Source organism: Acetivibrio cellulolyticus CD2 (assembly GCF_000179595.2).
GTDB classification, from domain to species: domain Bacteria; phylum Bacillota; class Clostridia; order Acetivibrionales; family Acetivibrionaceae; genus Acetivibrio; species Acetivibrio cellulolyticus.
In genome coordinates this window covers 1,872,137-1,885,885 of the sequence record NZ_JH556653.1, presented here as the reverse complement: position 1 = coordinate 1,885,885, position 13,749 = coordinate 1,872,137, and the positions used below count along the sequence as shown (strand labels likewise).

General features: G+C 36.9%; 15 protein-coding genes. 11 read left to right on the top strand and 4 right to left on the bottom strand.

From position 1 onward, the window contains the following. The first annotated feature begins 106 nt into the window (after positions 1-106). The 3 genes from ACECE_RS0210350 to folE all read left to right on the top strand — a co-directional run bounded on the left by ACECE_RS0210350 (position 107) and on the right by folE (position 2,399). Positions 107-517, top strand: a complete 411-nt coding sequence (locus ACECE_RS0210350) for a helix-turn-helix transcriptional regulator (protein WP_010681139.1) — start codon at positions 107-109, stop codon at positions 515-517. Next, positions 510-1,625 carry a hypothetical protein gene (locus tag ACECE_RS0210345; RefSeq protein WP_010681138.1) on the top strand — a complete coding sequence of 372 codons (1,116 nt, stop codon included), beginning with the start codon at positions 510-512 and terminating at the stop codon, positions 1,623-1,625. Before ACECE_RS0210350 ends, ACECE_RS0210345 begins: the two co-directional genes overlap by 8 nt. Positions 1,626-1,835: 210 nt before the next feature. Then, on the top strand, positions 1,836-2,399 hold the full coding sequence (gene folE, locus ACECE_RS0210340; RefSeq protein ID WP_010681137.1) for a GTP cyclohydrolase I FolE: 564 nt from the start codon (positions 1,836-1,838) through the stop codon (positions 2,397-2,399). Here folE and ACECE_RS0210335 read toward each other — a convergent pair. Continuing rightward, the gene (locus ACECE_RS0210335; RefSeq protein WP_010681136.1) at positions 2,396-3,916 is read right to left on the bottom strand and encodes a Ppx/GppA phosphatase family protein; all 1,521 of its coding nucleotides are present in this window, start codon (positions 3,914-3,916) and stop codon (positions 2,396-2,398) included. The two genes, folE and ACECE_RS0210335, sit on opposite strands and share 4 nt — an antisense overlap. Positions 3,917-3,962: 46 nt before the next feature. Next, the gene (locus tag ACECE_RS0210330) at positions 3,963-5,603 is read right to left on the bottom strand and encodes a putative manganese-dependent inorganic diphosphatase (RefSeq protein WP_010681135.1); all 1,641 of its coding nucleotides are present in this window, start codon (positions 5,601-5,603) and stop codon (positions 3,963-3,965) included. Positions 5,604-5,798: 195 nt separating this feature from the next. Between ACECE_RS0210330 and ACECE_RS0210325 the strand changes: the two genes are divergently transcribed. Continuing rightward, complete coding sequence (locus tag ACECE_RS0210325; RefSeq protein ID WP_010681134.1) at positions 5,799-6,908, top strand: iron-containing alcohol dehydrogenase family protein; 1,110 nt, start codon at positions 5,799-5,801, stop codon at positions 6,906-6,908. Positions 6,909-7,017: 109 nt separating this feature from the next. Here ACECE_RS0210325 and ACECE_RS0210320 read toward each other — a convergent pair whose 3' ends face one another. Further along, on the bottom strand, positions 7,018-7,575 hold the full coding sequence (locus tag ACECE_RS0210320) for a zinc ribbon domain-containing protein (RefSeq protein WP_010681133.1): 558 nt from the start codon (positions 7,573-7,575) through the stop codon (positions 7,018-7,020). Positions 7,576-7,599: 24 nt separating this feature from the next. Then, positions 7,600-8,010 (bottom strand): hypothetical protein, encoded by a 411-nt coding sequence (locus ACECE_RS0210315; protein WP_010681132.1) that lies wholly within the window; start codon positions 8,008-8,010, stop codon positions 7,600-7,602. A gap of 345 nt (positions 8,011-8,355) precedes the next feature. Here ACECE_RS0210315 and ACECE_RS0210310 point away from each other — a divergent pair, with 345 nt between their 5' ends. From ACECE_RS0210310 to ACECE_RS0210280, 7 genes are all read left to right on the top strand, one after another. Then, complete coding sequence (locus ACECE_RS0210310; protein WP_010681131.1) at positions 8,356-8,862, top strand: metallophosphoesterase family protein; 507 nt, start codon at positions 8,356-8,358, stop codon at positions 8,860-8,862. Positions 8,863-8,981: 119 nt separating this feature from the next. Then, positions 8,982-10,163, top strand: coding sequence for a dihydropteroate synthase (folP, locus tag ACECE_RS0210305; protein ID WP_026073785.1), 1,182 nt, complete (start codon positions 8,982-8,984; stop codon positions 10,161-10,163). Positions 10,164-10,194: 31 nt separating this feature from the next. After that, positions 10,195-10,563: a dihydroneopterin aldolase gene (gene folB / locus ACECE_RS0210300; RefSeq protein WP_010681129.1), complete on the top strand. Its 369-nt coding sequence runs from the start codon at positions 10,195-10,197 to the stop codon at positions 10,561-10,563. After that, a complete protein-coding gene (gene folK, locus ACECE_RS0210295; protein WP_010681128.1) occupies positions 10,556-11,053 on the top strand; it encodes a 2-amino-4-hydroxy-6-hydroxymethyldihydropteridine diphosphokinase in 498 nt (165 codons plus the stop codon). The genes folB and folK overlap by 8 nt, the downstream gene beginning before the upstream one ends. 135 nt (positions 11,054-11,188) lie before the next feature. After that, positions 11,189-11,806: a hypothetical protein gene (locus tag ACECE_RS0210290; protein ID WP_010681127.1), complete on the top strand. Its 618-nt coding sequence runs from the start codon at positions 11,189-11,191 to the stop codon at positions 11,804-11,806. Between the two features lie 35 nt (positions 11,807-11,841). Continuing rightward, complete coding sequence (locus ACECE_RS0210285; protein WP_010681126.1) at positions 11,842-12,846, top strand: biotin--[acetyl-CoA-carboxylase] ligase; 1,005 nt, start codon at positions 11,842-11,844, stop codon at positions 12,844-12,846. 28 nt (positions 12,847-12,874) lie between these two features. Then, complete coding sequence (locus ACECE_RS0210280) at positions 12,875-13,684, top strand: amidohydrolase family protein (RefSeq protein WP_456049000.1); 810 nt, start codon at positions 12,875-12,877, stop codon at positions 13,682-13,684. Positions 13,685-13,749 lie beyond the last annotated feature (65 nt).

The window sequence follows — 13,749 nt, the reverse complement described above, 5'->3', positions numbered from 1 at the left end:
CTTAGTTGGAAAGCGCATTTTATTGTTTTCCTTAAAAAAGTCGAGAAATCTTTTTGTGGTGTGATATACTGAAAATAATTCATGAAGGGAAATACTGGTGGCATAAATGGATTATTTTCTGACTATAAGTTCTATTATCATTTTTATTGAAAACAGAATACAGGATAAGATAGACTATAAAGAACTTGAAAGGGCTACAGGTTTTTCTTTAGCACATATACGTGAAATTTTTATGTTAAGGACAGGCATGTCTCTTTCGAAGTATATTATTACTCGTAAAGTTTCCAATGCAGCATATGAACTACTATATAACCACCAAAGTGTTATAAACATTGCAACAAAGTATGGATTTGCAAATCATGATACTTTTACACGTGCATTTAAAAGAATTACAGGCTTAACTCCATCTGAGTTCAGAAAAAAACGTCCGCCTGTAGGTAGAATAAAACTGTGTACTTGTGTTTTCGGAATTGGTCTACTTAATCAAATTAAAAGAGAGGATGATAAAAATGAATAGTAGCGGCAAACAAGAATGCGAAAATAGCGTTGTACTATATGGGATATCTAAAGTTGAATATGGTGCCGAAGGGTGTACCCCATACCCAATGTGTGTAAAAAGTTGTGCAAATTATCTCGGTCAGGATGTAAGTATCGACTTTTCAATGGTATCAACAGGAGCAGCTTTTAGGCTAACATGGGATACCACTTCATGGAATTGTGGGAATGTAGATATTATGCACACTTTTGATAGCCCAGAGGAAACATATAAGTTAGGTATTGAAGCACTAGGACGGGAATACCAAATAATAACAAGGGCGAATACTTCGTGCGATATAGAATTCAACAGTAGTAATAACTCTGATAATAAAAATGATTTTATAAGTTTTATTACAAAACAAATAGATAAAGGATTTCCATGCATAGCATTAGGAATAATTGGACCGCCAGAAGCCTGTATTATTTCTGGTTACAGAGATAATGGTGAAACTTTGTTGGGGTGGAACTTTTTCCAAGATGCAACTGAGTTTGCAACAGATGTTAGGATTGATGAATCTGGATATTTCATCTCAAGTAAATGGTGGGAAAATAATGAGACTATAGCAGTTATTTCACTTGGAGAACAAAATAAACTGCCAATATCAAATAAGGCGATAATTGAAAACGCAATTAAAGTATTGACTGGACGTCTTGATAAAAGGGGTGGAAAGACTTTTGCAAAAGGCTTAATGGCATATGATGCATGGAAAAGTGCTATATTAAATGAGTCAGATTTTCCTCAGAATGCAATTTTACCAATTTTAGCTGAACGTCTTATGTGTCAAGGTGATGCAATGGATTGTCTTATTGATGGGCGGAATAATGCAGCGATTTTCATGAAAAAATTATCAGAAGAAATGAAAGAGCATAGCAATACGTGCAAAGTCATTGAGGAGCAGTTTGCTAAAGTGGCAAAAAATGTAAGTAAAATGGCGGATGTCCTTGGTGGATATGCCAGAAACGAAATGCAAATGCAAAATTTTGCGAAATCAGATATAAGGCATCAAATCGCTGCTTTAATCGATGAATGTAAAGTTGCTGACAGTAAGGCATTAGAAGGAATGAAATTACTTGTAAATTCGCTTTAGAGTGTGTCAAATAAATAACCATTGCAATGTTAACACTCGTAGAAACTGTAGAAATACATGAATTACGAGTGTTTCTTTGTGTTTAGGTAATAAAGATCAATAACTTATTGCAATAAGCTCTATAATATTTGGTATCTATTTTATTTTGCAAAATTACCTACAATGAAGTATAATATATTGTGTTATTTAAGCGAAAAGAGGTTATGTAAAATGGTTGATAAGGAACGTGTGAAAGCAGCGGTAAGAGAAATACTTATTGCGATTGGAGAAAATCCTGACCGTGAGGGGCTTTTGGAGACACCTGACAGGGTGGCCCGTATGTATGAGGAAATATTTGCAGGGCTTCATCAGGACCCGAAGGAATTAGTAAAGGTATTTCAGGAAGAAAATCATGAGGAAATGGTATTGGTAAAGGATATACCACTTTATTCCGTTTGCGAACATCATCTGCTGCCATTTGTAGGGGTGGCGCATGTAGTATATATACCAAAAAAAGGTAAGGTGATGGGGCTTAGCAAGCTTGCAAGGATTGTTGATTTGCTGGCGAAAAAACCTCAGCTGCAGGAGCGTCTAAGCAGTGAAGTTGCAAATGTAATAATGGATACAATTGATCCATTAGGAGTTGCGGTAGTAGTTGAAGCGGAGCACTTATGCATGACTATGCGTGGAATTAAGAAGCCTGGTTCAAAGACAGTAACCTCAGCACTTAGGGGGATAATTAAGACGGATGCTAGGACAAGATCTGAAGTTATGTCTTTAATCAATAGAAATTAGGTTATCGATAAAAATTTACCAAAAAGTTTTTTAAATAGGGTGCTGTACTCATTTGCCAGACTAAGCTCAAGTTCAGCATCTCCTTCCCGGATGGTCTGTATTTTGACAGAATTGTCATGCACCTGGCAGTCAAGTGATTTGATTATTCCCATTTCACTTCTGTCCAGACACTCCGAAATTTTTAATAAAATGGAGAGCTTTTGATGTATGACTTCATCTCCAGGCTGCAACAACATTTTGTAGAACTTTTTCCAGTTCTCATTAAAGTCGCTTCCCGAATGTGAAGCAGCGATTGAGGATATTAACACCAGTTCTCTGTGTGAAAGTCCGTTGATCCTGGAGTTTAGGATTATATGAAAAGAATGTTTGTAGTGTTCATAGTAGTTTATGCAGATTCCGATATCATGTAATAGAGATGCAATTTTAAGGAACTTTCTTTCTTCTTCTCCAAATCCATGCAGTTCGCTCAATTGATCATACATGGACAGGGCAAGGTGACATACATGATTTGCATGTTCCTGCCTTACTCCATAGAGAACCATAAAGTTGTCAAGGCTGAAGCTCAAAACATCCTCAAACCTTCTTGTGTTTTTGCTTTTAAAAATATATTCGAGCAGAATGCCTTCTCTAAGACCGTATCCGCTAATAACCAATTTGGATGAAGTTGCGGCAGACATTATGGACTTAAGGATTGTGAGGCCTCCAACTATAATATCTGCCCTTCCAGCAGTTATTCCTTCGACTTTCTTTCTCTTTTGCAGATCGAGAGTTTTTAGCCTGTCATACACAGATAAAAAATCAGCGGTATTCATTACATAATTATGTGCCTGATTTAACGGATATTTTATCTGTTTTCTATGGATTTTGGCAAGGCTTCTGATAGTCCCACCTACGCCTATAATAGCTTCGTGGGTTTCATCCATCAGCCAGTCAAGACTATTTAACGTTTCAGATATGCTCTTTTCAAGGTTATTTAGCATGGGCTCAGTTATTAAGTTTTTATCCAGAAATGACTCTGTTGCAATGACGGCACCAATAGGTATGCTTATGGAATTCTTGATTGCTCTGTCCTTAAATTGTATTATTTCAGTACTTCCTCCACCAATATCAACTATAATTCCATTGTTTATGTCTATTGAGTTAATCACTGCATTATATACATATGTACTCTCTTCTTTACCGGACAGAATTCTGAAGTTTAAACTGCAGCCGGTTCTCAAAAGCATAAGAAACTGGTCTTTATTCTCAGCTTTCCTTACTGCCTCGGTTGCAACGGCAATAATACCGGTGGATGGTATGCCATAGGCATTGCATAGTTTCTTGTATAGTTTTACCGTCTTAACGGCTTTGTGCATAGCAATATCATTGATATATTTGCCTTCAATCATATTTTCGCTAAGTCTTATGGTATCGTTTATATCATCGATAAGCTTAAAAGCCCCGTTTGATTTGATTTCAAATATAACCAGACGAACAGAGTTTGATCCTAAGTCTATTATTCCAATTTTCTTTGCCATATTTTATCCCACATTTCCCGGCTTTTTATGTGAAGTGCATATATATTTATAGTTTATCTACTGCTGCAGAAATAAATGGGATTACCTGCTTCTTTCTTGATACTACCCCGGGCAGGTAAACACTGTTTTCTGCAACACTTACATTAAACGCTTTTGAGATTAACTCCTTTTCATCTCCTACAAACAGAACTTCTGAAGCTTGATTCAGGATGTCAGTTACCAATAGCATCAGAAGGTTGTAGCCACTATTTTTGCTGAGCTGCTTCATCAATTCAATCAATTCTTCCTTCATCTCTGTTACCTTCTCACGGTCCATGGTATTTACCTGGCCTATGCCGATTTTATGCTTTCCAAATGTATAATCCTTGAAATCCTGATAGAAGATGTCTTTAGGGGTTTTTCCCTGCAGTGTTGATCCTTCCTTGAACATTAGATTGGCGTACTCATCAATATCATTAATTCCCGCAATTTCAGCCAGCTTTTCTACAGCAATCTTGTCTGTATATGTACAGGTTGGGGATTGGAACTTTATTGTATCCGAAAGTATAGCAGAACAAAGAATTCCGGCAATACTTTTTGATGGTCGTATTCCCATTTCAAAGTACATATTTGCAACGATAGTTGAGGTGCTGCCAACTGGTTCATTTTTTATGTAAATCGGATTTGCCGTTTGAATGTCTCCAAGCCTGTGGTGGTCAATAATTTCCAAAATTTCAGCTTCTTCGAGCCCGTTTACAGCCTGGGCCTTTTCGTTGTGATCAAGCAAAATAACCTTCTTTTTTCTCTGTGAAATCAGGTGGTATCTTGAAATAAATCCTTTGATACGGTTACTGTCGTCTATAACCGGGTAGCTTCTATATCTGGTCTTGAGCATTGTATCCTTAATATCATCAATAAAGTCATCAATGTTAAACTTTATCAGATTCTTATCGGACATGATAGCTCCAACCGGAATGCTCTGATTTATAAGACGGGAAGTAGTAAATGTATCAATTGGAGTAGTCATCAGAACCATATTTTTGCTGCATGCTTCCTCAATTACTTCTTGTGAGGGAGTGCCTCCACAGGTAATTATAAGGCAGTTGGCACCGTGTTCAATCGCTTTTAGCTGGTTATCTAACCGGCATGCGGTGATAACAATATCACCTTGATCAATAAATCCCTTGAGATCTTCAGGATTCGTAGCTGCAACAATTACTTTACCTGAAGTATTAAATGCTTCCTGAGAGCCGCAAATCAACTTTGCGTTAAGCGTTTCTACAATATTTCGCAAAGAGGTCTTGGTAGATGCAATAGTGTTGTTATCCAGTGCATCCATATATTTATTGGTAATGTCCGATAAGGTTACAACTCCTAAAAGCCTTTCATAATCATCAACTACCGGTATAGTCTTTATATTGTTTTTCTTCATTAGATTCCAGGCAGTTTTGATAGAAATGTCAGCAGAAACGGGTATTATGGCATCCATGTTTAAATCTGAAACTTGAGATTTAACGGTAGGAAGGTATTCTGGTACCTCTACTTCGAAATGCTTTAGAACAAATTCCGTTTCGCGATTGATTTCGCCCAATCTTCGTGGACTTGCATTGACGCCCAGTTTCTTTTTTAGTTCCGAATATGCAATTACAGAACAAATGGAATCTGTATCAGGATTCTTGTGGCCTGTGATTAAAACTAATTTGTCCATCTTTTCGCCTCTTATCTTTTAATAGCAATCTTTCCGACAAGCTAAAAGTATACCATAAATAGATGGGTGTGACAACGCCTATATGTACTTTTTGCACGGAGAAACAGCGATTTTATTGGAAGAACTTCTAAAATGGAATTATTTATATTATAATAAAATGGATTAAGAACTTTACGAAAGAGAAGGGTGATTTAGATGCAGTTTGGATTCCAAATCGGTACAAAGGTTTTATTTGGCAAAGGCTGTTTGATTACAAATAAGGCATTACTAAATAAATTCGGTAAGAAAGCTCTTGTTGTTACAGGCAAAGGATCTGCAAAGGCTAGCGGAGCTTTAGATGATGTTGAAGAAATTCTAAAAGAGTACAAAATAGAGTATTCAATATATGATAAAGTTGAGAACAACCCTTCTTTGGAGAATGTTGCAGAAGGTGGGAAGATAGCCAGGGAGCTAAACGTTGACTTTATTATCGGTATTGGAGGCGGTTCCCCTTTAGATGCTTCAAAGGCAGTTGCAATATTGGCAGCAAACGATATTGAGCCCTTAGAACTATATAAAAATGTATTCGATAACAAGCCGCTTCCTATAATTGCAATCCCTACAACAGCGGGGACAGGAAGTGAAGTGACACCCTATTCGATACTTACAAGAAATGATATGAAAACAAAGATGAGCTTTGGAAACGAAGATACTTTTCCAAAGGTTGCGTTTATAGATGCAGCATATACTGAGAGCATGTCCTATGAAACAACAGTTAACACGGCGGTTGATGCTCTCTCTCATGCCATGGAGGGTTTCTTAAGCAGAAGAAGTACGCCGGTGAGCGATGCGCTGGCAATAGAAGCGATAAAAATATTCGGTGAATGTGCCGAGGCTTTAATTGACAACAATATTGACTTTAGTGTAAGGGAGAAGCTTCTCTATGTGTCGATGCTTGGCGGAATGGTAATTTCCCATACAGGAACCACAATTATTCACGGTTTGGGATACTCTTTGACCTATTTTAAAGATATACCCCACGGCAAGGCTAATGGACTTTTTATGAGGGAATATCTGAAATATAATTATAATGCAGTAAATGAGAAAATAAACAAAGTGTTGGAACTGTTTAAAGTATCAACTATAGACGAATTCGGAGATATAATTGATAAAATGCTTAAAAACGATATAAATTTAAGCAGCGAAGAGATTCAACTGTATGCGTCTCTGACTATGAAACAAAGGAGTACATCATATAATGCCAGAGAGGTTGCTGAGGGTGACTTGATAGATATTCTTGAAAAAACTTTCTTAAGCCCGAATTAGTAAAAAATTTAGAAATATAAATGCCCACAGACTTGATTCTATGGGCATTTATTATTTGATAAAATTTTGAAGCTTAAAATAGATGCAGGCTAAACATTCGTAGAATGTTCTACTTCTTTAGTTCTTCCCCGCATTTGGAGCAAAAAGCTGAATTGCTGTCAACAGTTTCATTGCATCCGGGACATACCGGAGCAGAAGTCTCCTCCGCTGCTACGTCTTCACTGTTTTGTGCAACTTCCTCAGTTTTGCTATCTCCTTCGGTTTTGGTGTATCCTTCAGTTTCAGTATCCTCTGCAGTTTTAGTATCTTCCTCATGAACAATTTTATTGCCGCAGACACTACAGAATTGCGCGGAATCGGATAACTCGGTGCCACACTGTGAGCATTTTTTTATACCTTTAATTGCTTGAATCTGCTCATTAAAAGAATTGATTTTGTTTAGTGATTCAGTTATTGAACTGCATAATGGCGCAAATCTTTCATCCTCAGAGGAGGAAAACAGTCCATAATATAATTTGCCAATCTCATTGTATTTATTTCTAATGTTGTCTTCTTCACTGTTTATCTGCATGTTTAGTTTTGTGACATCTGCCAGGTCCTTTGTCTTTTTTGCGACATCCTTACCTGCGTTTGTCAATTTTTTACCGAATTCTTCAAAAAAAGCCATAATTATCACCTCTAAAATAATATATTAAATATTTTTATCAACTACTTTATCAATAGGACCTATGGTTATTGAACCCTGAGTGAAAGCTTTAAATCCAAGTACCAGTAAAACAAGTTTTTCAAGAGCGTCAACTGCATTCAAAACTATTGAATCTATTTGAAGCGGCCATGAAAGTGCGAATGGAATTCTAACCCATGAAAGCAGGTTGTTTAGTACAGCTATAACATCACTGCCGATGCCGATAATAACAGTAACCAAGGTGAAGCCTATAACTATTGCAACTGCTTTTACAGCACTTCTTTTAAGCCACTCGTTGGTTTCAAAAAGTAGAACGTAGCCTGCTAAAAGAATTAGACCTAAGAAATTCATAAGACCAATAAAATAGAGTGCTGCACCCAAAAGTCCTACACTAATACCGAGTTTTGTTTTTTGCATAAAAACCTCCCATGTTTAATATATGGCTTTACAAAGATTACTATGTAGTGTCGTATAACAAATTAATTTTATTATAAAACTTTTAATTAAACAAGCATACTAACACAATATTTTGACTTTTTTCAACATAGCTCAGATTGCATATTTTATTTCTTTTCTATTTTTATTGGAGTCACTTTATTTTTATAACCTAATTGCTTATAGAGTTTAAAATTAATTCTAATGTCAGTCTTCTAAAATGTAATCAAATGTATTATAATAGATTTGACTTGGAACTATACTGTATAGGTGTTTGGCACAAGTGAGCATTAAATATTCAACAGGTTTTTAGCAGGAGGATTTTCAGTGGATATAATCACCATTGGAGTAGTTTCTGATACTCATATACCCAGCAGGGGAAAGGTTATACCCGACATTGTTTTAAAAGGTTTTAAAGGTGTTGACATGATAATTCATGCAGGTGACCTTCTAAAAGATTATGTCATTTATGAGCTTGAGGAGATAGCGCCTGTACATGCTGTTGCGGGTAATAATGATGATTTTTTTATGCAGGATAAACTTGGGAAGAAAAGAATATTGGATGCCGGCGGTGTGAAAATTGGAATAACACATGGTCATATTGGGCACGGTGGCAATGCACTAAAAAATGCGATCAATACGTTTAAGGATGATGATGTGAACTGTGTGGTTTTTGGACACAGCCATACACCATATAATGAAGAAATTGACGGGGTATTATTCTTTAACCCTGGCTCTCCGACAGACAAAAGATGGCAGGAATATTATTCATATGGCATAATTAAAATACAGAACAAGAAAGTGTCGGCACAAATAAAATATTTTGAAAGATAAGGATCTAAAATCGATTGGGGCTAAATGCCTCCGGGATTTTCGAGGAACAAACAGGCTGGAAGTTAAAAGATATTAGAGGTTATGTTTTCAGAATTACTAAATCAAACGGAGATGAGCCAATGATAAACGCCAGACTATTATTTATAGAAAATATGAGTACAGCAAAAGAAGAGATCCGAAAAATCGGGGTTGACGCAGCATCTATTCCGTGGCTTTCGCCTAAGGCTTTATTCATAACAATGAAGATTGAAAATGTCAGTACTTTTGCAGCCAATATTATTAAACAGGAAATGCTGGGCAAGGGTGGTGACGCAGCCGTTAACAGGGGCGTAGCCAATTTTAGCACGAAGTCTTCTGATATATTGCTTATGGGAACATACTCCCAATATAACAGGCTAGTTTACAAGCTTGAGATGCAGTCAGGCAGTCTTAAGGAAATCGGGGAAGAAATAAAAAGAGTACTTACAGGGTTGGAAATTGGCAAGCCTGAATATTTTGAATGTGGCAAGCACAAACTTCCAATAGGTGAGAAGACCTATATAATGGGAATACTTAATATAACTCCCGATTCATTTTCTGATGGCGGGAAATACAGCAACACCGAAAGTGCTGTTAAAAGGGCAAAACACATGATTGAAAACGGTGCGGACATTATAGATATTGGTGGAGAATCTACAAGACCCGGATATCAACCCGTTGATGCCATTGAAGAGATAAACCGTGTGGTTCCTGTAGTAGATATACTATCAAAGGAATTAAACGTGCCAATATCTGTGGACACTTCAAAGGCAATTGTTGCAGACAAGGCACTTAAAGCAGGAGCACATATTATAAACGATGTGTGGGGATTACAAAAAGATGCTGAGCTGGCTGAAGTAGTTGCGAAGTATGGTGCAGGCGTTGTGATGATGCACAATCAGGAAGGCAGGGAATACCATGAACTTATGGGGGACATTGTTAAATTCCTCAGAAACAGCATTGATATTGCTGAAAAAACCGGTGTAAGAAGAGAAAATATGGTAGTTGACCCTGGCATTGGATTTGGAAAAAACTTAGATCACAACCTTGAAGTTATGAGAAGGCTAAAGGAGCTTTCGACTTTGAACCTTCCTGTACTTATAGGTACTTCCAGAAAGTCGCTGATTGGAAATATTCTAGATCTTCCCGTTGATGAAAGACTTGAGGGAACATCAGCAACTGTTACGCTTGGAATAGCTAATGGCGCTGATTTTGTAAGGGTGCATGATGTTAAGGAAATGGCCCGTGTCGCAAGAATGACTGATGCAATGGTTCGGGTATAGCGCTTTTTAACACTATGAGGAGATAAAACTTGTGGATAGAATATTATTAAAAGATATAAAACTGTATGGGTATCATGGTGTATACCAAGAGGAGAGGCAAACAGGTCAATATTTTCATATAGATGTTGACATTTCGGTTGACTTGAAACAGGCTGGTATAACAGATGATATTATAAATACTGTAGACTATTCCAAAATTTATGATATTATTAAACGTATAAATGAAAATAATAAATTTCGACTTATTGAGAGCTTTGCTCATAACATTTCCCAGGAAATGTTGTCGACTTATGAAGAAATAAAAGATATTACTGTGCAGATAAGAAAGCCGGATGCACCCATTGATGGAGATTTTGGATGGGTTGGTGTTGAGATAAAGAGGTCCAGAGACAATGCATAAAGCATTTTTATCCTTGGGCTCCAACTTAGGGGACCGGGAGAATAATTTGATTCAGGCAGTTGAAGAAATTGAAAAAAATGCCGATATAAAAATTACTTGTGCTTCCTGCATATATGAGACAGATCCTGTAGGATACATAGATCAGGACAGATTTCTCAATATGGCTGTAGCAGTGGAGACTTCATTGTCGCCGTTAAAGCTGCTGGAAGAACTGCAGAGAGTAGAAAAACTGCTTAAAAGAACAAGGGAAATTCATTGGGGCCCTAGAACGATTGATATTGACATACTTATTTTTGATGATTTGGAGATTAGCCTTGCACAACTGGTAATACCGCATCCAAGAATGTTTGAAAGGGCGTTTGTCTTAATACCATTAATGGATTTATGCAGGGATGAGGACTTGCCTACAGAGAAATTACGTGATTATATTGATAAGTGCACTGATAAGAATGGGGTTGTAATGTATAAGAAATTCGAGTTGGGGAATTAATGAAATATTACTTGCACTTTTTTGCCAGGTAAAATTCTCTTGAAATTTTTATTAAGATTGTGAACACTTTACAATAAATTCTATTGTCAGTTAAAGCATTAAATGATTTAATTGTACTATTGTGGAGGTGTATATATGGTTGAAGTTTACTATTATGTACCCCAGGACAAGGTGGAAAATGCCATTGAGTGTGGGCTGAAGCTTTCGGAGTGGTATGAAAAGGAAGTCCATATGGGGTTGGAAAATAGAAAATGTTTTTCAGCGCTTTTAAACCCTAAAGATGATATGGATAAGTATAAATCCAGTGCTTACAGGTGTATCAAGCTTGAGTTGTATCCAAGATACTGCTTTGTAGCTGATAAGTATTTGTATGAGATAGGCTTGAACCATCCTGAAGTTATGAAGTTATACGTCGAGTCTGTTATGCCTATAGAAAATTACACCTTTGGGCTGTACAGACTTCCTGAATGCCTTGTGACAAGTACAGTCATTCCAGAGCAGATTAGTTTGCTTGACAGAAGGTTGGATTCTCCAATTTTGTTTAATAGTTCTGAGGAACTATACATAAATAACGTGATTGAAGAATTTAAGCAGGAATATGATGATTTAAACGACAGACTTCTGTATTGCTTTTTAAAGGGTCGCGTTACGGACGGTGAACTTGATGTTGTTGAGGAAGAGGGAAACAGTCTGGTTGCTTTTATTGATAAAAAGACAGGAAGGGCTTTTACCATAAAAAAACCCCTTAAGTAGTATCTAAATCATATGCAACCATGGAAGGAATTATTGTGAAAAAAGAAATTTTGACAAAGCTTAAAGAAAACCCTTCAGACTATATTTCAGGTGAAAGCTTAAGTACTGTTTTAGGGGTGTCAAGAACTGCCATATGGAAGAACATCAATGAATTGAAAGAGGAAGGCTATATTATTGAGTCCTCACCTAAGAAGGGGTATAGGCTGAATCAGAATTCTGATGTCGTTAATGCCTTTGAGATAAGCGAAGACCTTAAGACAAAGGTGCTTGGAAGAAATATTGCACATTTTGGTAAGATTGATTCAACCAATAATTATGCAAAGAAAATTGCACTGGAAGGGTGCGAAGAAGGAACCCTGGTTGTAGCTGATTTTCAGACATCCGGTCGCGGAAGGCTGGGAAGAGAGTGGAATTCTTCTGATAAAAAGGGCGTTTGGATGTCTCTTGTATTGCGTCCTGATATCCCATTTGAAGAGGTGCAGATAATTACGCTTGCTGCTTCAATTGCAGTTGTAAGAGCTCTCAAAGAGGTTGCTCAAATAGAGGCAGGAATAAAATGGCCAAATGATATAATAATAAATGGCAAAAAGGTTTGCGGTATTTTGGTAGAAATGAATATGGAGATAGACAGGATCAATTTTCTGGTTTTGGGCATAGGATTAAATGTAAACCAAAAAGTAAATGATTTTCCTGATGAGCTTAAAGATAAGGCTACTTCTTTGAGGATATGTATGGAAGAGACTTTAGATAACCAAAAACTCTTAAAAAGAAGTGAATTAATTAGAGCAATCCTATTAAAGTTTGAAGAAATATATGATAAAGTTAATAGCGGAGCTTTTGAAGAAATTATTTCAGAATGGAAGAAGTATTCGGTTACTTTAGGTAAAGAAGTGAGTATGACCTACAAGGATAAGCAGTGCATTGGCATTGCAGAGGGCATTACCAGAGATGGAAAACTCATAGTAAAATGCGAAGATGGTACTGTAAAAGAGGTCTTGTCGGGTGAAGTGTGGGTAAGAGGCCTTTTAGGATATGTATAGGGGTAATTTGGTTATAATATTTGGTTGAATGAAAGAGAGAATGGTAAGAATGATTATAGATTTTCACGTGCATTGTTTTACGGATGAGCTTGCTCCTAAAGCTGTACCCCAGTTGGCAAAACGTGCGAAGATTGAGGCAAGGCTTGATGGAACTGTTAATAGCATAAAGGAGTCTATGAAAAAGGCTGGTATTGATAAATCCGTTGTCCTTTCCATAGCAACAAAACCTTCACAAACAGAAAAAATAAATACATGGTCATCTTCCATACAGGATGATAGCATTGTGGCTTTTGGAAGTGTTCACCCTGAAAATGAGAATTGGAGGGATGAACTTTTAAGGTTGAAGGAAATGGGTATTAAAGGTATTAAACTACACCCTGATTACCAGAAATTTTTTGTTGATGATATAAAAATGTATCCGATATATGAATTGGCTGTTGATCTCGGGCTTGTAATATTATTTCACGCCGGGATGGATATAGGGCTTCCTTATCCTTACCATGCGACACCCGAAAGATTGCGAAGTGTTATAGATGCTTTTCCGGAAGGAAAGTTTGTAGCGGCGCATATGGGCGGTTTTTCGTATTGGGATGGCGTGGAGGAATATTTGGTAGGTACCGGGATTTATTTAGATACATCATATAGCGTGCGCGTTATGGGTGAGGAGCAGGTTAGGAGAATTATAAATAACCATGGTTACAGGAAGATTCTTTTTGCCACTGATTCACCTTGGGGAGATCAAAGTGAAGAAGTAGAAAAAATCAGGGAGTTTTCTTTTGACCCGGATGTTGAGAAAGCCATTTTGGGTTTGAATGCCAAAGAGCTGTTGGAAATATGAAGTAGTAATTGAATTTGTATTATAAAATATAAGTTCGTAAATGAATTTAACATAAATTATTCTTT